Origin of the sequence: Rhodococcus qingshengii JCM 15477, assembly GCF_023221595.1 — a bacterium.
In the GTDB taxonomy this organism is placed as follows: domain Bacteria; phylum Actinomycetota; class Actinomycetes; order Mycobacteriales; family Mycobacteriaceae; genus Rhodococcus_F; species Rhodococcus_F qingshengii.
Genome location: NZ_CP096565.1, coordinates 23,748 through 41,617 on the forward strand (window position 1 = coordinate 23,748; position 17,870 = coordinate 41,617).

A 17,870-nucleotide genomic window follows, 5' to 3' on the forward strand; every position below is an offset into this window, starting at 1 on the left:
GCCAGTGGCCCCGGAGCCCCAACCTGTCTCGGGGCCATCGAGGTGGCCACGCTTGGCGGCCCCGGACACGTACGGCCGATTCCTTACTGAGGAGGTCGGGCTGACTTTGATGATCGGCACGTTCAATCACGCGGTCATGCACCCGCATGGTGACACCGCGGTACGAGTACCTGCCATCACCTTGTCAGTGCCCCCAGGCTCCGGTTTCGACTTCGCACATCCCGAGTACGGCTTCGGTGGCTGGATCGACCCGCCCGCTGAGCGTGTCCTTCGACTCTGGGCCGACGACTTGTTGACCATCTCGCACGGCGACGTGTGGCGATTCGTGGTCGCCGGGGAAGAACCGTTCGACCGTGAATGGGTCGAGACGATGTTCCCGCCGGCGCCTTCCGGTGACGACTTCATTCCCGAACGTGCGCTGGTCGTCGTGCAATTCGGTGACGCCAGGCAAGGCGAGTTCGCGTTGACGGAGCTCGACACGTCCCCGATGACGCTGACATATCTCGAGGACCTGAGGACAGAACCCTAAAACTCCTCCACCTTCAAGCCACTCCGACTTCGGGATCCGCGCACAAGCGCGGATCCCGAAGCTTTGCCCGTCGACTGACCTCAGCTGCCACCGGCGGAGGAAGACCACAACTAACTACTGCGTGACACGGTTTTGTGCGTCTCGCCGTTTGAACAATCAGTTTGTCCGTAGAGTCACGGAAACTTCACCAAGTGCGAGGAGAAATTGCATGTCAGAGATCGGTCCCGCGGACCCTCGCGACGAACCGAACGTCGATGACTTTGTTGACGTTTCACTGGACGCAGACGAGTGGGCAGCGATTCTCCAAGACCACAAAGATTATGAAGCGCGCAAAGCGCGAGAAGCAGAGGCCGAACTATCGCTCAGTGAATTCTCCGTCACGTGGGACACCATCACGCCCGACGACGTCGACGAATTTCGTCGCGCGCTCCACGACGCGAAAAACGAACCCGATATGCAGAAATTCTTGGCATCGCGACCCCATCTCTTGGTGCAACCGCTGGGCGGTGGCCACGGGAGGTGGGTCATTGCAGAGAAGAAATTCGGTGATCAATTCAGAAGCGACTACATGATCGCGGAGAACAGTTCGCAGGGGTTTGAGTGGCTCGCAGTGGAGCTCGAAGGCCCGCAACAAGTCATGTTCAACAAGGATGGCCACCCCAACAAATCGCTTGTCCATGCCATCCAACAGATCAACGACTGGCGCGGCTTCATCGAGAGCAACCTCCAGTATGTAAGAAATCCTCGGCACGAGAATGGCCTCGGGCTCGTAGATGTCCACCCCACTGTGCGCGGCCTTGTGATCATCGGTCGCCGCCACGAGACGCCTGCGAGTACGAACGCGGCCCGACGCAGGCTCGCCACCATGAACAACATCGATATCCACTCGTGGGATTGGCTCGTCGAACGCGCTCAAATGCGCTCAGATGAGCTGGAGGGCAGGCGTAGGAGAAGGGCCGAAGAATCGGATTAAACCCGACGGCCAGAACAAGCCAAGGAGTCGATAGTGGTTGCCGACCGAAGAGTTGATTTCGGGTATGCACACTGCTGGATCATCTGTCCTTCCTGCACGGATAGAACTCGGCTGACCTTTGAGCAGTACGTCACCGGTGAGCGTGTACGTTGCGTTCGCTGCGGTGTCACGGTTACGACGGAGGACGAGCACGATCTGGCTGTGTCAGCGCCTGACGATGTCGCTCTCGATCCGAGCGCTCTGTCGGGTGTGGCCTGGTACCACACCTCCACGTACCGCGAGTGGCCTCCGATGAACGAAGAACCGACGGACTCGGCGATCCATCTTGGAACCTACGAGGCCGCTATCGAAAACATGTTGCGACGGATGCGTAACGAGTCAGATGCTGACTCCCAGTTCCACCTTCACAGAATCACGCTTTGTGTCGATGCCAAAGACGTCACAGATGTGCGTGGGGAGGCCAGCAACTGGTTCGGTCTCACCGCCCAGTCGGTTGTGCGAGCGGACGGGCATCGTGTGCTGCGGTATATCAACCGCCACGAGCACAAGGGGTCTATCTCGCTCGCTGTCGTCCCCTCGGTGATCGCGACAGTGCAGACGGTCACCATCCCACTTGCGATATGCAATCGTCCGTGTGCGGCCGCGGCACAAGCAGCAATCGCGTATGCGGCCGAATGCGCCGCGATCGAGGCCGCACGTCCGGACACGTCTGGAATCGGAAGGCTCGAACGGCAATTCCCCAAGACCGCCAAGGACCCGAAGGTGGCTGCTATCGCTCACGCCGCAAAGGCCTGCGACGATGCCTCATCGCAGGCCTTTGCGCAGTTTTCTAGAGCGCTAGAGGATTCCTATCTTGCAGAAATAGCGGCGCCCGTACGAGCTATGTTCGTTGGTGCTCTTCAGTCCAAAAAGTTCGACAGCGCTACGGACTGGAACGAAACTTTCTGCCGTGTCGCTGAACTCCTCACTGCGCCCGATCGCGTCATCGCCACGGTCTCGACAGCGCAGACTCGAGTCCCAACCGGTGACTGACGGATACCTGAACGCGTCCCAAAACTGCCCAAGCAATCGCCTCAGCAGGCTGGCTGTGCATTTTGCTGGCCAGGTCAATTGAAGCGAGCGACGATTCGGCCCAGTATTTCGTCGACGCCTCTTCGGTAGACCTCTCGGGGGCTCGTCGGGTCGAGGTAGATTTCGCCGGTGTTGATCTCGGCCTCGGCCGCGATTATGGCGCGGTCCGGACGCTGCCCGGTATACCAATTCCAGCCGGAGCCGGGGCAGATCGAAGAGCGGCCGAGGAGCCAATCGCATGCAGCGTTCTGACCCCCGGCGTATTCGCCGGCACCGAGTTCGCGCGCCCTCATCTGCAAGGTGGCGACCTGTGATTCGCTCGGGAGCGGGCCGGGCGGTGGCAAGATTTCGAGAGCCTTGCAGATGCTTAGTGGATCCGCGCGGGTTGCTCGGGCGGCTGCTGCCACAACGGAACTGGTGTGGGAGAAGGGAAGCCCGAAATACTGTGGGACTACGTCATCGGGAGCCCCGTTCGGCAACAGCGACAGGAAGTAGTTTCCGAGTTCCCATCCCCACGTGCTTTGATCGTCCCATCCTGCCAGCCACACCCCTTCGCTGAACTCCGTCCCCGGTTGGTGCATCCACCACGTCGATGCGTCCATATCTGTCACAGCTATCCCCCTGATTCACATTTCGCGGTTCTTGATGGTGCCTCGGTGGTGCCTCCGTGCCTCCGTTCTTTCAAACGCTGGGGGTTGAGAACTCACCGATCCCGGTGATCCAAAATCTTCGGCAAAGTTCGTTTCGACTTCTTCTTTCGTCTACGCGCACTCGGCCGAGTTATCACAACAGCGGTCGTTGCCCGGACACCCAGTTGAGTTTTTCGAGATCTCCCCAGAGCAAGCCGGATGCAAGGCCCGTCGCCGGCGTCGATTCGGTCGGAGAAACCCGCTGACTAACCGTGCTGAAAGATGGTGCGAACTCCGCAAACTCAGGGCTTTGGGCCATATATGCCTGAAACTGGGCGTACTGCACATCTCTGTCGTCGGACATCTCTGCGGATCTTTTCTCGTCGTTGAGCGTGAGATTGACCGTGTTGGATAGGGCGGTGGCCTCGTCGAATGGGCTTGATGCCCGCGCGCGAAGTGTCCATCCCAGGCCTGCTTCCGGGGGGCCGAAGCTAAAGGCCCCCTGATCCTCTCCCGGGGTGAAATTGACGTCTCCGAAGAACTCGACGGGGAAGAGCCCCTGGGTTCCAAGTGTGCCTGTGAAGTTGGGAACGAGTCGTTCCACCAACTCGTGGTAGCACTGAAGCGCTGCTGTGGCGATCGCACAAACCCGTTCGTGCATGCGGCGAGCAGTGAAATTCCCCCAAGGATCTTCCTGGGACGGTGAAATGTCGGGACCGGGGTACAACTGGGGCGTGATCATCGTAGAGCCCCAGGTACCGATGGTCTCAGGGCTTCCGGAGGTCAGCTCGTCCCGAACGATTCCTGGTTCCGTTGCCGTGCCCAAAATCAAGTTTTTGAAGGAACTCGAGATGTCGTCGCGCAAGTAGGACTGTGTCAGTGCCCAAACCCAGTTGACGCCCGTGGGCAGGGCATGCTGCCTCATTACCATCACGCGATATTCGAAGTCGTGCCCTGCTTTGATGATCTCGGGCAAGCTGCCCGTTTCCCCGTCGCGAGGTGCGATCCATGAGACAGCGATCTTGGACCGCCCAATGCGGACCGACAGTGCGATGTCATCCAACCCTGATGCGACTCCCGCGAAAGACGAGAAGAAGGCCTGTCCGAGCGGACCGAGTCCGGCAAGCCACGCTGCTTGGGCGTAGCGGATGCGATGTCCTGCGCTTTCCCAGTCGGACTCTTCGAGTTCCGAAATATGCCGTGTCAGCCCGCCTCTCTCGGTCTCCTTGATGATCCAGGCAGCTGCACCTGGATTCCAACGAGCGATATCAGCCATGACCAGATCGACTTTGGTGGGTTCCCCAGCAGCGAGCAGGATCGAGAAGACGTACTTCCACCTGTCGAAGGAGCGCATTGAAGACAGCAGAGGTACTACGTCGACCTTTCCGTCGAGTATCGCTTGCGCAGCGAACCACTGCTCGAACGTGGCCAGGGAAAAGGCGCATGTCTTTCCTGCGCCGGTGACCAGCGGAGATTTTCGGATCTTGGAGGCGATCTCGAGTGAGGCAAATCTGGTGGGGTCTACGGCTTTCCCGGTGCTGACGGTTTCGATTGCAAGTTCCATCAGATAGGGAATCAGTTCCATCCCTTCCGACTCCACGATTTGTTCGACGACACGGTCGATGAGTTCGGAAGTGCCTGTCACTCCGTCGTTCGCGGTCGCGTGCGACGCCGTCAGCACCGCGAATAGGGGTCGTCTGACTGACTTTGTCAGTTGGGCACCAAGCGGAGGGATCGGGCGACCGGCGACAGCGCTCATCAGCTCTGCCGCCTGCGCGTCGGTCATGTCGCTCATTGCGACCTGTACCGACTCGTCGCGTAGATCGGGATTTCGAGTCGTCAGCACAACCCGGGATTTGGTCCAACGTGCAACGAATTCCGATGCCTCTTGCACTTTTGTGGCAGCCAAGTCCGTACGTTCGTCGAGCCCGTCAATCACTATGTCGACACCGCACCGCAGTACCGTGGCTGAACCGATGTCGCGGCTCACTCGGACATCGACTGTCTCGTCCAACTCCTTAGCCGAGATGAAGAGCGGCACCGGCGCGGAGTCGTCATTTTGAGCCCGTCTGATGCTTGCTCTCAACCACTCCTCGGCTATCTCCGACTTTCCAGAACCTAATGGCCCGGTCAAAACGCGTATCTCGCCCGGTCCGATTTCATCAATCCGAGAAGGAACAGCCACTGCATTTAGAAGTGAACGCTCAACTTGCTGTTCGTCCAGGCCTGCGCCGAACCGCAGTCGGCGTCGACGACTGGTTGATGCGCTCATGGATCCGGCTAAATAGCTTGTCCGGCCGATTAGTTCGTAGGTCGACTGAGACATCGTCGGCTGATGAACGTGGTTGTTTCCGATCATCACGGTGTTACCGCTTCCGGACACATTCACTGGGCCGCTTGTTGGTGCTGTTGCTGAGGGTTCCTCGGCCAACCCCGGGACCGGCCTCGTCGCCGTGGAGAGCGCCGGCGCTTGAATGGGAGGTAGGACCGGTACCGGTCCGGCCGTCGGTTTCGTGTACCGAGGCTGACCCGTAAAAAGTCGTACGAGTTCGCCGATCCCACTGTCCGTCAGTTGCTTGACATTTTTTCGTGATACTCCACGTAGTTCATCGGGGAGAGCACTGTCACCCACTCCCGATAGGCCATCAATCGGCGGTAGCGCAACAAGCACTACCTTGCGCTGAAACTCCTGCTGGTTCCGTTGAAATATCCCCCGCAAAGTATTGGCTTCCCCGGCTGCACCAGCGCCGACTGTGGGATCGTTCGTCCCTTCCCAACGTTCCTTCCATGCATTGCTGAGTAGAACGACCACGAAATCTGCATCTTCGATCTGCTGCGGTCCCCACCGAGTCCAGACCGGTACTGGACTATCGAGATACCACAGGTCAATTTCGGTGTTCGGAAACCCGTTGCGGATCAAAAGCTCAGCGAAGGCGTGTGCCTGGCCTGTCCACTGTTGCTCTTGCTCGTCGTTCCAATCGACGTTGCGGTGGGCCCAGCTGATGAAGACCTTGCGATCCGAGGTCGAAACCACTGCGGACTCATCGAGCCCCGAGCCTTCATTGGGCGTGTTCAGCACCGACCGATCATACTGTTTCGCCCGCCGATCGCCGTGCCAAAGATGATTCCGGGGCTACTGCTGGAGCATCAGCGCTGGGGGCCGTGATCCCGGTTTCTTCCCGCTCGGGTCTGTTCTCGTTGGGGATCGAGTTTCGAGGGGATTGGAGACGGGCCGCGCTTTGCTGCTTCGCGGGCGGAAACCGGGAAGTCACCGGCGGCAAGCGTTGCGGCATCGCTCCCTGCCTGATCCGTCGACGGAATTGGTTCCACCGTTGTCTGCTCTTCCGAAAACGACCGTTCGAGCACTGCGACGCTGCCCTCGGATTCGACACGCTCGACCTCGGCGCGAGGTTGAGGCATCTGACGATGAATCACTGCGAGTTCCACTCGCGCAGTCATCTCGAGGTCACGCGCCCGGCTCAGGTCGCCGGCTGCACGATGTGCGGCAGCGATCGCTTCCACTGCCTTGATCAGTTGGCGCATCAACAGCGCGTACGACGCGGTCTTGCCGAGCTGCGGGCTTGTTTGCATCAAGATCAGGGCCGCACCGCCGGCGGAGACGACGCCTGCCCTCTTCGGTGCGTGCTGATGTGCGGGGATCTGTGAGGATCGGGCTAGTTGTTTCGCAGCGTGGGCAAGGGGTCCTGGTGTGGCTTCGGTGCGGACTGACCATGCGTCAAAAACGCCTGCCGTGCGTCCCGCCGCGCGTGCCCATTGCGCTCGGTCGGTCACGGGAATCGAAGCTAGGTATTTGTTCCAGGCCGCGATGTCCCGACCGGCTCGTTCGAGCAGTTTCGGGTCGAGCATTTTCGCTTCACGTCCGGGTCGCGCGGCGGGACGCTCGCGCCGAGCGCTACGCCATTCGTCGACGGCCTCCGATGACGCCGTAGGGGTGTCTTCCCATTCCTTCCGGAGACGGGGGAGGGTCAAGTCTTTTGCTAGATGACCGCCTCCGTAGAAGATCGGCTTTCCATCGGCTCCGATTGCATCGCGATCGGGTCTGACGGCGACCTTGTAGCCGACCACGACGTCATCGCGGCCGGAGGCGAAGCGGGGCCGGACGATCAGCCCTTGCCCGCGAAGTCGGCGCACGAATTCCGCCTCGGACTTCGACGATGTCGCGCAAGCACGCACGCGCCGTGCGAGGAGATCGCGGTCGAGTTCGGTCTTCCCGTTGCGTACTGCGCGCGCATTTTCGGCTCGGTGGTATCCGCGTTCGCCGGTCTTGCTCTGGCGGGACTCGATGACAGCGAGGCCGTGTTCGCGTTCGATGCGAGCAGCCGCGACGCTGGCTCGTTTCCAGTCGCGGTAGAGGTTGACTTTGGTGCCGTCTTCGCGCACGGCGGATGCGGCGATGTGGATGTGGTCGTTGCCTTTCGCGGACACTCCGTGACGGACGGCGACCCATCTGGCGGGGCTGCGGCCGGAGGTGTCGGTGAAACCCATTTCGTCCATGAACTCGGTGGCGATCTTGTTCCACTGCTCGTCTGTCAGCTCGCCTTCGTCGGCTTTGAGCGAGAGCGAGCAATGCCAGACATTTCCGTCGCGGTAGAGGTCGATCGGATCGCGGACCTTCTTGCCGTGACTGTCGCGAACGTCTTGGCCGGATTCATCACGAAGGTAGTTCGGGATCTGGATTTCGGTGCCGAACACTTTGCGGGGCTGGTCGATCTGCTTGCCGATCGCGAGAGCGTCGACGCCGCTGAGTTCATTGTCGTCGTACCACGCCATGATCGCGTAGTCGCCGGCCACCAGATGGGGGTCGCTGTGCTCGTTGCTCTTGCCCGGACCGGCGAGGTACGACATCAGTCCGGTGACTTTGGCGCCGCGGGAAATCTTGACGATCACGGCGCGGACATCTCGTCGAGGGTGCCGTGAATCCGGTCCGCCAAACGCCGCACGCTGACCAGTGCGCCGTTCAGTTCGGCGGGGATGTCTCCGGTTGCGTTGGTGGCTTTCGCCATCTGGTTGATGTTGATAGAAATTGCCGACAACAACCGGAACGCGGAGAACAACTCCGCAGCAAGATCGCGACGATCAGTAGCAGTTTCACCGGAGTCGGACAGGGCGGACTCGACCATCAGCCGCGCCACGGTGATGCGCGCTTCCTGCGCACGGCGCAGCAACTCGGACTCCTCCTCTGGAGTCACCTTCACCACGTGCCGGCCAGCTCGACCGCCCGGCACATTCTCCCGGCGTTCACGACGGAACCGGCGGGGTCGACTGACCTCGTCTTCACTCATGTCCGTCGTGCCTCCCTTCGGCCCAGCGCAGCGCCCCCACCACGTGGGGCTACACGCCAGTGTCTCAGGTCCAGAGCGCAGCGGCAAGACCTGACCCAACTTAGGGCACCTAAGTTACTATCTTGCTCTGCCGGGGCACAGATTTCGGGGTCACTTCCGCTCTGAGTCTCGTCCCCGAAATCTAAAAAGCGCCAGGACGAGCCCGCGAGTTCCTCCGGTCTTGAGTTCGTCCCCATTTGGGGGCTGGTCCCGATTGTGGGTGCCTGAGACGCAGCGGAGCGGAGAGGGAAATCTCGGGCATCCATATGAGGATCGGAGCAGTCCCGATCTGTGGTCGAATCTCGGAGAAAAGAAGATGCGCCGCGCGGAGCGCGTCGATACGCAGTTCGGGTGGTTGATGTTGCCCACAGGCGGGCACCGGGGTTCTCGGCATTGGGCACACACCAGATTCCTCCGCTCCGCGTCTGGTGTGCACACAACGCCGCCCCGGACACCCACCCGGGGACAACGGGACGAGTCTCCGCGAGTTGCGCTTAGCGCACGTTCAGTGGTGCACGGACGGGCGAGATTTCTCCTACGATGTAGCGCATGAACACGACACCGAACACACCAGATTTCGACGCACTCGACGCAGCTATCAAGGCGGAAGCCGAAGAGAAGATGAAGATCATCCGTGTGGTGGCGACTGCACACAAGGAGCTGCTCGACACGCGTGAGGAGTTCGCCCGCAAGGATGCCGCCAACGTCGGCAACCTCGATGCCGCGATCAGTGAAGCGCTCCGTGTCGGATTCACCGAAGCGTCGATCAAACAGTGGCGTGTGCCGGCTGCGCGGAAGTCAGCAGCCAAGCGGACAGCGACGAAGAAGCCGGTGGCGAAGAAGATCGAAACTTCACCGGCCGCCTCGCCGGCCACTGAATCCGGTGAGCAGAAGAGCGCTTAGGACAGCGCACGGTGACCACACCGGCTGTTCGCTCGGGGACGACGCCGCTCACTGTTGTTCGCTCGCGCTACGAACTGATGAGGGACGCGTGGTACCGGTTGATTCCGGCGCGTACGCAGATTCGGTTCTTGTCCACGGTGCTACTGGGTTACGCGATTCACAACGCTGCGTATGCCGTGGACGACCCCACTCGCGAGAACCTCAAAGACGCGTTTCTCTCGTGGCTGTTTTGGTTGGTGTTTGCTCTTGTCCCGCCGATCGCAAAAGCAAAAGCCGGCGGCCGTTGGCCGCGCATCCGATCGTTGACCCGTTCGCTGCGCGTCACCTGGGTGCGGTCGATCCGGTGGTTGGGCTTTGTCATGCCGCGACCGAACTCGCAGATGTCTGCGTGGAGAAGGATCGGGTTGTGGGTTCTCCTGATTCCGGTTCTCGTCGCGATCGGAAACTATCTCCTCTTCGCATATGGCGTGAATCTGGATACGTGGTTTCCGGTCACCGATCCGGACACCATCGCCGCGAACGAGGCTCGGAAGGAATTTCTGATCCGGGGTGGAATCTTCACCGCAGTGACCGGGGCTTTCCTCCACGCAGCACTACCGGAGGAGATTCTGCACCGGTCCGGCGTTCTCGCCATCCAGCGTTGGAAACCGTCGAATCGTGTTCTGATTCTGTCGGTTGCCTCGGTCATGCTCGTGCTCTTCGCTTTCGCTCACCTGAAGTTCGGTTTTGGCAATGTGGTGTCGGCGTTCATCGGCGGCGCACTGTTCACTGTCCTCGCCCTGTACACCCGTTCACTGTGGCCGGCGATCGCTGCCCACGGATTCGCCAACCTGATCATCGAAGTGCAGTGGGTGCTGAACTCGTGACTTCTCCACTAGCTCCACGCACACAACGAAAGGCCCAGCCGTGAATGACAAGAACATCCCTGTGGAACGCTCCGCAGTCGAGGCCGCGATGTACCAATCGACGAAGCATCTGAACGTGATCACCGATGCGGATCTTGCCGCTGTTGTCGAAGGACTGACTGGCGAACCCGTTGCGCGTGCTCAGATCGATTTCGCGTTTCCCGCGCCGGGAACCACGGATCACTTGTTCGATTGATCTTCGGTGCGCCGCATTGCACTGGTGGCGCTCTGGGGAGCTGGCGCAGCGGTTGTTAGGGCTCGATGCCCGAACAACTGCCACCGCATACGGGAGCGGCCCCGACTTCTTCGCGAAGTCGGGGCCGCTGCCGATTTTCAGCTGTCGAGATTGTCGACGTCGACGCCGAAGGATCGCGCTGCGTCGGCGGCGATCGCGTGCAGTTGCGTGGTGACTGCTGCGGGCGAGACTGCGTGCTCGAGTGCGAAGTCGAGCAGGTTGCGCAGTGGGGTGTCGTGTTCGCCGTTGCCGTCGATGACGGCGGCTTGGGCGGCCTCGAGTGCGATGCCGGTACTGGGTCCGTCGCCGCTGATGTATGAGCAGTACGCCGCGACGGTGAGAATCTGGATGCGGGCGTTGCCGCGTACCTGGCGGGCGATTGTCGCGAACGCGTGGGCGGCGGCGTGCTCGTTTCCGTTGGCGGTGAACATCAGGGCATCGCGTGCGGTGGGGCTGATGGTGGCGCACAGTCCGACACGGACGGCCAGCTCGGCGTCCGGGTTGCCCCGTGTGCGGATGAGTGTCGCGAGTTCGGTGACGGCGTGGCGAACGAAGTCCGGTCCCTGCGCGTGCAGCGCTGCGTGTGCGGGTGCGGTGTCCGCTTCGACGGTGACGGCGTAGCGGGCGGCGATGTCCTCGCGTGAGGCTGCGGTGGTGCGACCTTGTTCGACGGCGTTGTGAATGCTCAACGTTGAGGCGTTCGGGTCTTCGGTGAGTCCGGTCGCGTACGTGTCGAGGTCGGTCCACAACGCTCCGGCTTCGAGCGCGGTGACGTGCAAGGCGAGCATGTCGTGGATTCCGGCGTCACGGAATCCCTGGCGCAGGATCGCGATCTGGTCGAGCGCGATGACTGCGGCGGCGTCTTCGGCGACGGCAACGCAAATCGTGGCGGTGGTGTCGGCGCGTGCGGCAGCTTCGAGGTACGGGGCCGGATCGAATTCGGCGCCCTCGCCTGCGGCGGCGTCGGTCCGCGCGACAAGGGCAATCTGCTTGGTGGTTCGGCCGTCGACGATTTCGTCTTTGAGCATGATCACGATGACCGATGCGGTCGGGATGAATCCGAGCATGGTGGGGATGGAGGCAAGTACCTCGGTGGCGGTGTTCAAACGGATGCGCTGCATGTCGTTCCCCTCGCTGATGAAAGTGACCGGGCCGGGTGCCCCGCCAATTTTTTTCGCCTGCTGGCAAAGGAGAATCGCGTCGGCATGAGGGGGCCGGAGTGCCACCCCTGGGCCGAGAAAATTTCGGCGGGAGCTTGCGAGTGACGAAAATTTCTCGGAGCCATCGGCCGGCGCTTGCGCCGCCAGGGGTTGCGCGCAGGTCACCGCCGACGAGAATCGGAAGGCCAGAAGGAGAACAAAAAGATGCTCTTCATCAGGACGCAGCGAAGCGGAGTTCATTTCGGGGGACACCGAAGGTGGCCGGCCGCCGGGCAGGCGACAACGTAACTGCGGCGATACGCTCGCAGGGTCGGAGTCGAGAACACTGTTTTAGGGGGATCGCGTGAGCTTGAAGGCACGAAAGCTGCTCTGGGCTACGACTGTCGCAATCTTTCTGGTGGCGGCTGTGTTGTCCTATTTCAGTTCGGGACTCGGTTCTGCCGCTTTATGGGTGACGGTGGGCCTTGCACTCGGTGCGTCCGGTTTCGCGGATTTGAAGGTGCAGGCTCGCAGCTAGTAGCGGCGAATGTCCTGGGTGTCACGCTGGTGCCGGGAGCGTGCAGTCACGGCACTCCCACTGACCACCGACGCGGGTACAGGTGCGGCGTTGCTCGCACAGCCAGCACCCTCGCACAGCCAGCACCGTTGATTGCGCCGGGTCAACACCTGCGCTCCGGTCGCGGCGGGCCGTGGCTGTTCGGCGCGCTCGCGCTCGGATACGAGCCTGATCATGTCGCCGAAGATGTGGCGGCACTGCGAGCAGATTTCTCCGTCCTCGGCCACGATGTTCGAGCATCCCGCGAGAACGCATCCGGTGAACATCTGCGGATCCACCATCGTCTCCGCCTTCGGGACATTCACCATCGGAATCGGATTCCGTGCGGTGCGGCGGCGCGCTCGACTCTGCCGTAAACCCGATTCACGCGTGAGGGTGCGATCTGTCCGGCGTCGTAGGCGCGGCGGGTCGCGACGGCGAGCAGGGCGACGGCTTCGCGGGCGGTCACTTCGTGCGCGAGGGTGAGCCACCCGATTTCCGCTTGCATCCCTACCGCGCTCGTGGCGGCGGTGATCTTTGCGGTCAGTGTCTCGAGGATCTCGGCGGTCGCCATTCCTGAGGGTGTGATCGCGGGGTACGCGGTGTCGATAGTGTTGCTGTACATCGTGTCGGTGCGCAGCTCGTCGGTCGTGGTGCTCATGTCGTTGCCCTTTCGTAGACTTTCGGGTGCGACACCGGGCGGGCTCCTTCCGCCCGGTGTCGCACTGTGTTTGTGGGGTGCTGCCGTCTAGGCGGCTGCGGTGTCCTCGGCTTCGTCGGTGGCGGGTTCGAGTGCCTCGGCGAGGGTGTGGACGGTCGCCAGGACTGCGCGGGCGGTGTCGGTGATGACCTCGAGGTCTCCGTTTCCCCATCCGGCGATGTAGCCGATGCTGTAGTCGGTGGTGTCGAGTCCGAGTAGTCCGGCGAGGACGTAGGCGACGGATTCGGCTTCGACTTCGGCGCGGCCTCGGTGCAGCTCGGCGGGGTCGATGTCGCCGTTGGCGTGCATGAGCGCGTGGGCGGCTTCGTGAATCATCGTTTTCGCGGCTTGGGCGTCGCTGATCTTGTCGTCGACGATGATGCGGCGTGATCCGTCGAGGCTGGTTCGGCCGTTCGTTTCTCCGGCGATGTGCTCGCGGGTGACGGTCCATCCCTGTTCGGTCATCACCTGCGCGATGCGGGTGTAGATCGCGGCGGGGTCGTCGCCGTGTAGTCGGGTGGTGATGGTTTCTGCTGCTTGGGCGGGGTGGCCTTCGATCGGGTCGGTTTGGGCGATGTCGAACACGGACAGGATCGGGAACCGTGCTGCGCGGCGGGTGGTTTCCTCGCCGGTCTCGGTGTCGGTTTCGGTGATCTTCTTGGTCGAGTAGCCGAAAATCTTGATCGACTTTTCGCCCTTGCGGACCTGGCGTCCGAGTTCTTGCCACTTGCGGAATCCGGCGACCTGGCTCGCGTCGGGGGCCTGCGAGAAAATCAACATGACGTTGTTGAAGCTGTAGGAGTGGAACGCTGCTGCGGCGGTCAGGTAGGCGGCCCATGCGTCGGTGTCGGTGAGCTGGGCGACCTTCGCGGTGATGCTCTCGTGCAGTGCGGCGGCCTGCTCGCGTCGTGCCGCGCTCTTGTCTGCCGTGGTCTTCGCGCCCATAACTTTCAACCTCCGCTGATCCGGTGGCGCCACCTGCTCGGTGGCCGCCAATTTTTTTGCCCTGCTGGCAAAGGAGAATCGCGTCGGCATGAGGGGGCCGGAGTGCCACCCCTGGGCCGGGAAAATTTCTCTGCGAGCGTGCGAGTGCGGGTTGAGAAAATTTCTCGGAGCCCTCGGGCCGGCATCGCCGCCAGGGGTTGCGCGCAGGTCACCGCCGACGAGAATCGGAAGGCCAGAAGGACAAACAAATCAACGCTTTTCGCTGGTGCGGAGCGCAGCGGAGCTCAATTCGGAGGACACCGGTAGGTGGCCGGCCGCCGGGCAGGCGCCAACACACCGCCGGCAACGGGCCAGGCGTTCGCACCTCCCGCTCGGGTGGCTCGCGGGGTGATTGTGCGGGAGCGACGGGACTCGACACGCGCGGTGTCGCGGTAGCTCTTCAATTTTTTTCGGGTGTTTTGTGTTGCACCGGAGCGTCTAACACCATGCAAATCTGTCCGATTCGTTCCGATTCTTTCATTTCGATTTGGTGACGCATAAAACCGCCGGGCCTGTTTCTGTTCCTCCTTTTCCTTATTATTGAGAAGTTTGCTAATTCGATGGAATAGCGAGATTTTTTACAACACATCGATTAAAAGTTCAGGTGGCGTGGAATCTCAGCTATCTCGCAGACAGTGGGTCATGCGGGCTTTTCGTTACTCTTCGGGACGTCGGGGGTGACGTCACCTGCACGAAAGTTGCTGTTTCTGAGGCTCTTTGATGCGGATTCGATTGCAGTGCGTCGTCGGTTCACGCTGCCCGGGGTGTGTAGGGATTGGGTAGCGGAGGCGCCAGGGGATGTGGATAATTCTTTTTGTCGCTCCTGTCGGGGCGGCATTCCGGGAGTCCTTTCAATGTTGCGTGGGGGTTTGCTATGCCAAGTCAGAGTGATTTCAGTTTTGTTTCTCTTTCGACCTCGGCGGCGATGCAGGACTGGTGGTTCGTTTTGATGGTGGGAGCGGCTGGGGCATGTTTCGTGGCTTCGTTGTCGGTCATTGAGGCTATGAAAGATGTGTCGTTGGAGCGCGTGGGCGCGGCGTTGGGGCGCGTGGCCGTCTCTTTCGTGTTCGGCATTTCGTCGTGGTTGCTGATCGACGCGAGTTTCGTGGAGCAGCCTGCGAAGTCGATCACTCCTCCGGTGGAATTTCCGGCGACAATCGGGGATCTGTTGGCGTTTGCGGTGTTGGTGGTTTTGATGGTCGCGGGTGCGGGGTTGGGGATGCTTTTTGGTGCCGCTTCGCTGGATGCCTGACGGGCCGAGGGTGTGGCGGAGACGTCGTCGAGAGCGACTATCCCCTGCTATTTTGGGTGTATCCGCAGGTCGGCGCTTGATGGGGGAAACGTTGATGGATAGTTGGAGTCCGGATTTTCGGCCGCGGATGTGGGAGCGGGACAAGGAGCAGTTCGCGGCATGGACGGGCGGTGCTGCGGTTCGTTCTCCGTGGAAGCGTCGCAGGTTCAGGATCTGGCGCGAAGAGCAGCTGTCTAGCAAGTTGCGTTTGGCTCACAAGGCTGAGCAGAAGCGTCGGGCGGAGCTGATGGCGAATCCGAGTCCTGAGCTTGTTGAGGCATATCGGGAGTTGCGGGCTGCGGAGGCGGCGTCCGGTGCGCGGATCGGTTGCGCGCGCGGTGGCGATATGACTGACCCGAAAACCGTTCGCGCTCTTGCTCGGCTGTTGAGCGATCACACCGAAAAGTTCCAGTAGGAGCAGAGTACGGGCCACATTTATTGTGGTCAGCCCGCTTTTGTCCGGAAGTTTTCAGTCACGCCCGAGGTCGTGGGAGCGTTTCGGTGTCTGGGTCCGCGAGGTTTCCGGCCCGCTCGTCCCTGATTCTCGTGAACCTGTCGGTGGCTGTGACGGGTAGTCGAGTAGGCGGCCGCGCATGAGGTCGCTGAGTTCGTTCGGGTTGTACGGTGCGCGGTTTCCGCTGCGGAGGTGGTCGATCATCGCTTTGTGGTGCTCGGCCACCTCGAGGTGGATGACGTTGCCTTGAGTGCTGGCGAGCGTGGGCGGTTCGGTGCCGTTGCGGTGTACGCCGGGGGCGAGGACGTCGCGGAGCGGTGTGTGGGTTGCTTCCATTGCGACGTAGCGGGCTGCTTGTACTGCGGAGGCGTGGACTTTCTGCCAGTCGATGGTCCAGCCGGAGGATTTGAGGAGTTCGTCGAAGAAGACTCGTTGTGTGCGGGAATTGCCGTCTCGGAACGGGTGCAGGACGGTGGTTTCGCCCCAGTGGTAGGCGAGTCGGTCGACGGCGCGGTCTTTCGGGAGTCCTTGGGGGAAGTTGTCTTTGGCGATTCCGCGGAAGATGAACGCTGCTTGGTTTTCGATGTGTTCGGGTCGGCAGTGTGGGAGGTTCATGCCGACGGCGCCGGTGTCGCGGGTGCGGAGGGTGCCTGCCCAGTCGTAGACGTCTTGCAGGATGAATTGGTGGATCTTCTTCAGGTGTTCGAAGTCGAAATTACCTGCGATGGGCTGTAATTCGAGCTGCAGAATGCGCTGATACGCCGCTTCGGTTTCGTCCTCGAGGAGTGCTTGCGGGTCGGTGTGCCCGAGTTTGTTGATCAGGACCCCGGTGTCGGGGTCGACGTACGGGTCTTTCAACTGCGGGCAGCTCGGCGGCGGCGGTTTTCGGCGAGGACGAGTGCGACTGCTTCGTCGCCGGTGATTTCTCCGCGTAGTTGCCGGCGGCCGACTTCGATGCCGTATTCGCTGGGTTCCATGCCGGCCATGCGGTGTCCGGCGGTAGCGGCGGCGATGGCTCGGTCGATCTGGGCTTCGGTCATGTGCGACTGTGCGTTGCGTGCAGTGGTCACCGGTGCTCCTTCGTCGACTCGGTCGAGCGTGGCGGTGCGCAGGGGAGCTGCGCACCGTTGTCTATTCTACCTGATCATTGCTTGTTTCCTGCGATCAACAGACCTGCGAGGGTGGTGTCAGAACAGGGTGTTTTGGGTTTGTGCGGCGGCGTTGTCGGTGCGTTTTTCGTAGGCGGCTGCGAGGGTTTGCGCTGTGGTGGGGCTGCATCCCATTTCGGTGCCGATTTCGTCCCAATCGGCTCCGTGGTGGTGCAGCTGCCAGGCGTCGTGTTCGTCATCGTTCATGTTCTGGGTTCCTGTCTGCTCGAGGGGCGACCTTCGGAGTTTGGACGCTTTCAGGAAGCTGTACGTCGAAAGGGCGAGTAATCCGACTCCGGCGATGAGGGTTCGACTGGTTCCGATGGCGAAGTCCAGGGCTGCGACAGCGAGGGTGAGGACACCGAAGATGCTGTGTTTCACCACCCCCGGCCTGCTGATTCGCTGATCTGGCTTGTCTGGAGTGTTCATGCTCGGCCTTCGCGGATGGCGGCGAGGCGTTGGGAGGCTGCGCGGCGTTCGCGGCCGATGCTGAGCAGGTGCTCGAACAGTTGGTCTTCGGGGAGCTCGTCGGCGGCTTGGGCGAGGGATCGTGCTGCTTCGCGGAATCCGCGCCGGTAGGCCTGGGTGAGGACTGCGGCGATGTTGTGCTCGAGTTCAGCGGACGGGACGCCGATGGTGGTGATGTCGGTGAGTGCTTTGGTGAGCTGTTTCCCGAGGTGCCCGCTGGTGCGGCCTTCCTGCTGCAAGGTGGTGAAGACGTGGGCACTGTTGTGAGGTTTGCCGGCCTCGACAAGTTCCGAGATCGCGGTGAACAGTGCCGCGTTCACGGGTCGGTAGAAGTCTGCGCTGGTCAGGGCCTCGACTGCACGCTTCGCGCTTGCGCCCGGCGCCCAGAGAAGCGAGCACAGGAGTTGATCCTCGACCTCGACTTCGATGATGGTGCTGTATTCGTCGATCTCACTGTCGTTGTCGGTGAGGTCGTCGAAGTCGGGGACGGTGGCCAGTGAGAGTGTCACGTCGGGGTCCTTGCTGTCGCCGATGGGCATGGGA

At 61.4% G+C, this 17,870-nt stretch carries 21 protein-coding genes; 9 read left to right on the top strand and 12 right to left on the bottom strand.

Annotation, left to right across the window (positions count from 1 at the left end; translation table 11 throughout):
* Window positions 1–52 precede the first annotated feature (52 nt).
* The 3 genes from M0639_RS30190 (at window position 53) to M0639_RS30200 (ending at window position 2,534) form a co-directional block, all read left to right on the top strand.
* Window positions 53–529 carry a hypothetical protein gene (locus M0639_RS30190; RefSeq protein ID WP_064075292.1) on the top strand — a complete coding sequence of 159 codons (477 nt, stop codon included), beginning with the start codon at window positions 53–55 and terminating at the stop codon, window positions 527–529.
* Window positions 530–737: 208 nt separating this feature from the next.
* Complete coding sequence (locus M0639_RS30195) at window positions 738–1,502, top strand: Shedu anti-phage system protein SduA domain-containing protein (RefSeq protein WP_064075293.1); 765 nt, start codon at window positions 738–740, stop codon at window positions 1,500–1,502.
* A 201-nt stretch (window positions 1,503–1,703) separates the two neighbouring features.
* Complete coding sequence (locus M0639_RS30200) at window positions 1,704–2,534, top strand: hypothetical protein (protein WP_087503837.1); 831 nt, start codon at window positions 1,704–1,706, stop codon at window positions 2,532–2,534.
* A gap of 74 nt (window positions 2,535–2,608) precedes the next feature.
* On the opposite strand, the gene M0639_RS30205 is transcribed toward M0639_RS30200, so the two are convergent.
* From M0639_RS30205 to M0639_RS30220, 4 genes are all read right to left on the bottom strand, one after another.
* Complete coding sequence (locus tag M0639_RS30205; protein WP_143542555.1) at window positions 2,609–3,184, bottom strand: hypothetical protein; 576 nt, start codon at window positions 3,182–3,184, stop codon at window positions 2,609–2,611.
* 172 nt (window positions 3,185–3,356) lie between these two features.
* Window positions 3,357–5,288, bottom strand: coding sequence for an NACHT domain-containing protein (locus M0639_RS30210; RefSeq protein ID WP_143542556.1), 1,932 nt, complete (start codon window positions 5,286–5,288; stop codon window positions 3,357–3,359).
* 1,061 nt (window positions 5,289–6,349) lie between these two features.
* Entirely contained in the window at window positions 6,350–8,110 is a 1,761-nt protein-coding gene (locus M0639_RS30215; RefSeq protein WP_064074595.1) for a relaxase/mobilization nuclease domain-containing protein, read from the bottom strand.
* Window positions 8,107–8,505 (bottom strand): plasmid mobilization protein, encoded by a 399-nt coding sequence (locus tag M0639_RS30220; protein WP_064074594.1) that lies wholly within the window; start codon window positions 8,503–8,505, stop codon window positions 8,107–8,109. The genes M0639_RS30215 and M0639_RS30220 overlap by 4 nt, the downstream gene beginning before the upstream one ends.
* A gap of 588 nt (window positions 8,506–9,093) precedes the next feature.
* On the opposite strand from M0639_RS30220, the gene M0639_RS30225 reads away from it, so the two are divergent.
* The 3 genes from M0639_RS30225 to M0639_RS30235 are packed head-to-tail and all read left to right on the top strand — an operon-like array spanning window position 9,094 to window position 10,548.
* On the top strand, window positions 9,094–9,447 hold the full coding sequence (locus M0639_RS30225) for a hypothetical protein (RefSeq protein WP_054801595.1): 354 nt from the start codon (window positions 9,094–9,096) through the stop codon (window positions 9,445–9,447).
* Between the two features lie 11 nt (window positions 9,448–9,458).
* Window positions 9,459–10,313 (top strand): CPBP family intramembrane glutamic endopeptidase, encoded by an 855-nt coding sequence (locus tag M0639_RS30230; RefSeq protein ID WP_064074593.1) that lies wholly within the window; start codon window positions 9,459–9,461, stop codon window positions 10,311–10,313.
* A gap of 40 nt (window positions 10,314–10,353) precedes the next feature.
* Window positions 10,354–10,548 (top strand): hypothetical protein, encoded by a 195-nt coding sequence (locus tag M0639_RS30235; RefSeq protein ID WP_021334494.1) that lies wholly within the window; start codon window positions 10,354–10,356, stop codon window positions 10,546–10,548.
* A 137-nt stretch (window positions 10,549–10,685) separates the two neighbouring features.
* Here the strand turns inward: M0639_RS30235 and M0639_RS30240 are convergent, their stop codons facing one another.
* Complete coding sequence (locus M0639_RS30240) at window positions 10,686–11,708, bottom strand: DUF4192 family protein (RefSeq protein WP_064074598.1); 1,023 nt, start codon at window positions 11,706–11,708, stop codon at window positions 10,686–10,688.
* A gap of 382 nt (window positions 11,709–12,090) precedes the next feature.
* On the opposite strand from M0639_RS30240, the gene M0639_RS30245 reads away from it, so the two are divergent.
* Window positions 12,091–12,264 carry a hypothetical protein gene (locus M0639_RS30245; protein WP_156525044.1) on the top strand — a complete coding sequence of 58 codons (174 nt, stop codon included), beginning with the start codon at window positions 12,091–12,093 and terminating at the stop codon, window positions 12,262–12,264.
* Here M0639_RS30245 and M0639_RS30250 read toward each other — a convergent pair.
* The 3 genes from M0639_RS30250 to M0639_RS30260 all read right to left on the bottom strand — a co-directional run bounded on the left by M0639_RS30250 (window position 12,261) and on the right by M0639_RS30260 (window position 13,927).
* Complete coding sequence (locus tag M0639_RS30250) at window positions 12,261–12,611, bottom strand: hypothetical protein (RefSeq protein WP_054801592.1); 351 nt, start codon at window positions 12,609–12,611, stop codon at window positions 12,261–12,263. The genes M0639_RS30245 and M0639_RS30250 overlap by 4 nt on opposite strands.
* The gene (locus tag M0639_RS30255; RefSeq protein WP_064074592.1) at window positions 12,605–12,943 is read right to left on the bottom strand and encodes a hypothetical protein; all 339 of its coding nucleotides are present in this window, start codon (window positions 12,941–12,943) and stop codon (window positions 12,605–12,607) included. The genes M0639_RS30250 and M0639_RS30255 overlap by 7 nt, the downstream gene beginning before the upstream one ends.
* An 87-nt stretch (window positions 12,944–13,030) precedes the next feature.
* A complete protein-coding gene (locus M0639_RS30260) occupies window positions 13,031–13,927 on the bottom strand; it encodes an ArdC-like ssDNA-binding domain-containing protein (RefSeq protein WP_064074591.1) in 897 nt (298 codons plus the stop codon).
* Window positions 13,928–14,840: 913 nt separating this feature from the next.
* On the opposite strand from M0639_RS30260, the gene M0639_RS30265 reads away from it, so the two are divergent.
* Together M0639_RS30265 and M0639_RS30270 are read left to right on the top strand one after the other, a co-directional pair.
* The gene (locus M0639_RS30265; RefSeq protein WP_141695824.1) at window positions 14,841–15,218 is read left to right on the top strand and encodes a hypothetical protein; all 378 of its coding nucleotides are present in this window, start codon (window positions 14,841–14,843) and stop codon (window positions 15,216–15,218) included.
* 94 nt (window positions 15,219–15,312) lie between these two features.
* On the top strand, window positions 15,313–15,672 hold the full coding sequence (locus M0639_RS30270; protein ID WP_054801604.1) for a hypothetical protein: 360 nt from the start codon (window positions 15,313–15,315) through the stop codon (window positions 15,670–15,672).
* A gap of 54 nt (window positions 15,673–15,726) precedes the next feature.
* Here the strand turns inward: M0639_RS30270 and M0639_RS30275 are convergent, their stop codons facing one another.
* The 4 genes from M0639_RS30275 to M0639_RS30290 all read right to left on the bottom strand — a co-directional run bounded on the left by M0639_RS30275 (window position 15,727) and on the right by M0639_RS30290 (window position 17,866).
* Complete coding sequence (locus M0639_RS30275; RefSeq protein WP_064074589.1) at window positions 15,727–16,569, bottom strand: Fic/DOC family protein; 843 nt, start codon at window positions 16,567–16,569, stop codon at window positions 15,727–15,729.
* Window positions 16,566–16,781 (bottom strand): antitoxin VbhA family protein, encoded by a 216-nt coding sequence (locus M0639_RS30280; RefSeq protein ID WP_007734780.1) that lies wholly within the window; start codon window positions 16,779–16,781, stop codon window positions 16,566–16,568. Before M0639_RS30280 ends, M0639_RS30275 begins: the two co-directional genes overlap by 4 nt.
* A gap of 117 nt (window positions 16,782–16,898) precedes the next feature.
* Window positions 16,899–17,288: a hypothetical protein gene (locus M0639_RS30285; RefSeq protein ID WP_223304540.1), complete on the bottom strand. Its 390-nt coding sequence runs from the start codon at window positions 17,286–17,288 to the stop codon at window positions 16,899–16,901.
* Window positions 17,285–17,866: a DnaB-like helicase N-terminal domain-containing protein gene (locus M0639_RS30290; protein WP_064074588.1), complete on the bottom strand. Its 582-nt coding sequence runs from the start codon at window positions 17,864–17,866 to the stop codon at window positions 17,285–17,287. Before M0639_RS30290 ends, M0639_RS30285 begins: the two co-directional genes overlap by 4 nt.
* Between the last annotated feature and the right edge of the window lie 4 nt (window positions 17,867–17,870).

Bases quoted from the DNA above. Each gene is read 5' to 3' on its own strand.
- M0639_RS30195 (WP_064075293.1), top strand. From the start codon at position 738: ATGTCAGAGATCGGTCCCGCGGACCCTCGCGACGAACCGAACGTCGAT.
- M0639_RS30220 (WP_064074594.1), bottom strand. From the start codon at position 8,505: ATGAGTGAAGACGAGGTCAGTCGACCCCGCCGGTTCCGTCGTGAACGC.
- M0639_RS30225 (WP_054801595.1), top strand. From the start codon at position 9,094: ATGAACACGACACCGAACACACCAGATTTCGACGCACTCGACGCAGCT.
- M0639_RS30240 (WP_064074598.1), bottom strand. From the start codon at position 11,708: ATGCAGCGCATCCGTTTGAACACCGCCACCGAGGTACTTGCCTCCATC.
- M0639_RS30250 (WP_054801592.1), bottom strand. From the start codon at position 12,611: ATGGTGAATGTCCCGAAGGCGGAGACGATGGTGGATCCGCAGATGTTC.
- M0639_RS30255 (WP_064074592.1), bottom strand. From the start codon at position 12,943: ATGAGCACCACGACCGACGAGCTGCGCACCGACACGATGTACAGCAAC.
- M0639_RS30260 (WP_064074591.1), bottom strand. From the start codon at position 13,927: ATGGGCGCGAAGACCACGGCAGACAAGAGCGCGGCACGACGCGAGCAG.
- M0639_RS30265 (WP_141695824.1), top strand. From the start codon at position 14,841: ATGCCAAGTCAGAGTGATTTCAGTTTTGTTTCTCTTTCGACCTCGGCG.
- M0639_RS30270 (WP_054801604.1), top strand. From the start codon at position 15,313: ATGGATAGTTGGAGTCCGGATTTTCGGCCGCGGATGTGGGAGCGGGAC.
- M0639_RS30285 (WP_223304540.1), bottom strand. From the start codon at position 17,288: ATGAACACTCCAGACAAGCCAGATCAGCGAATCAGCAGGCCGGGGGTG.
- M0639_RS30290 (WP_064074588.1), bottom strand. From the start codon at position 17,866: ATGCCCATCGGCGACAGCAAGGACCCCGACGTGACACTCTCACTGGCC.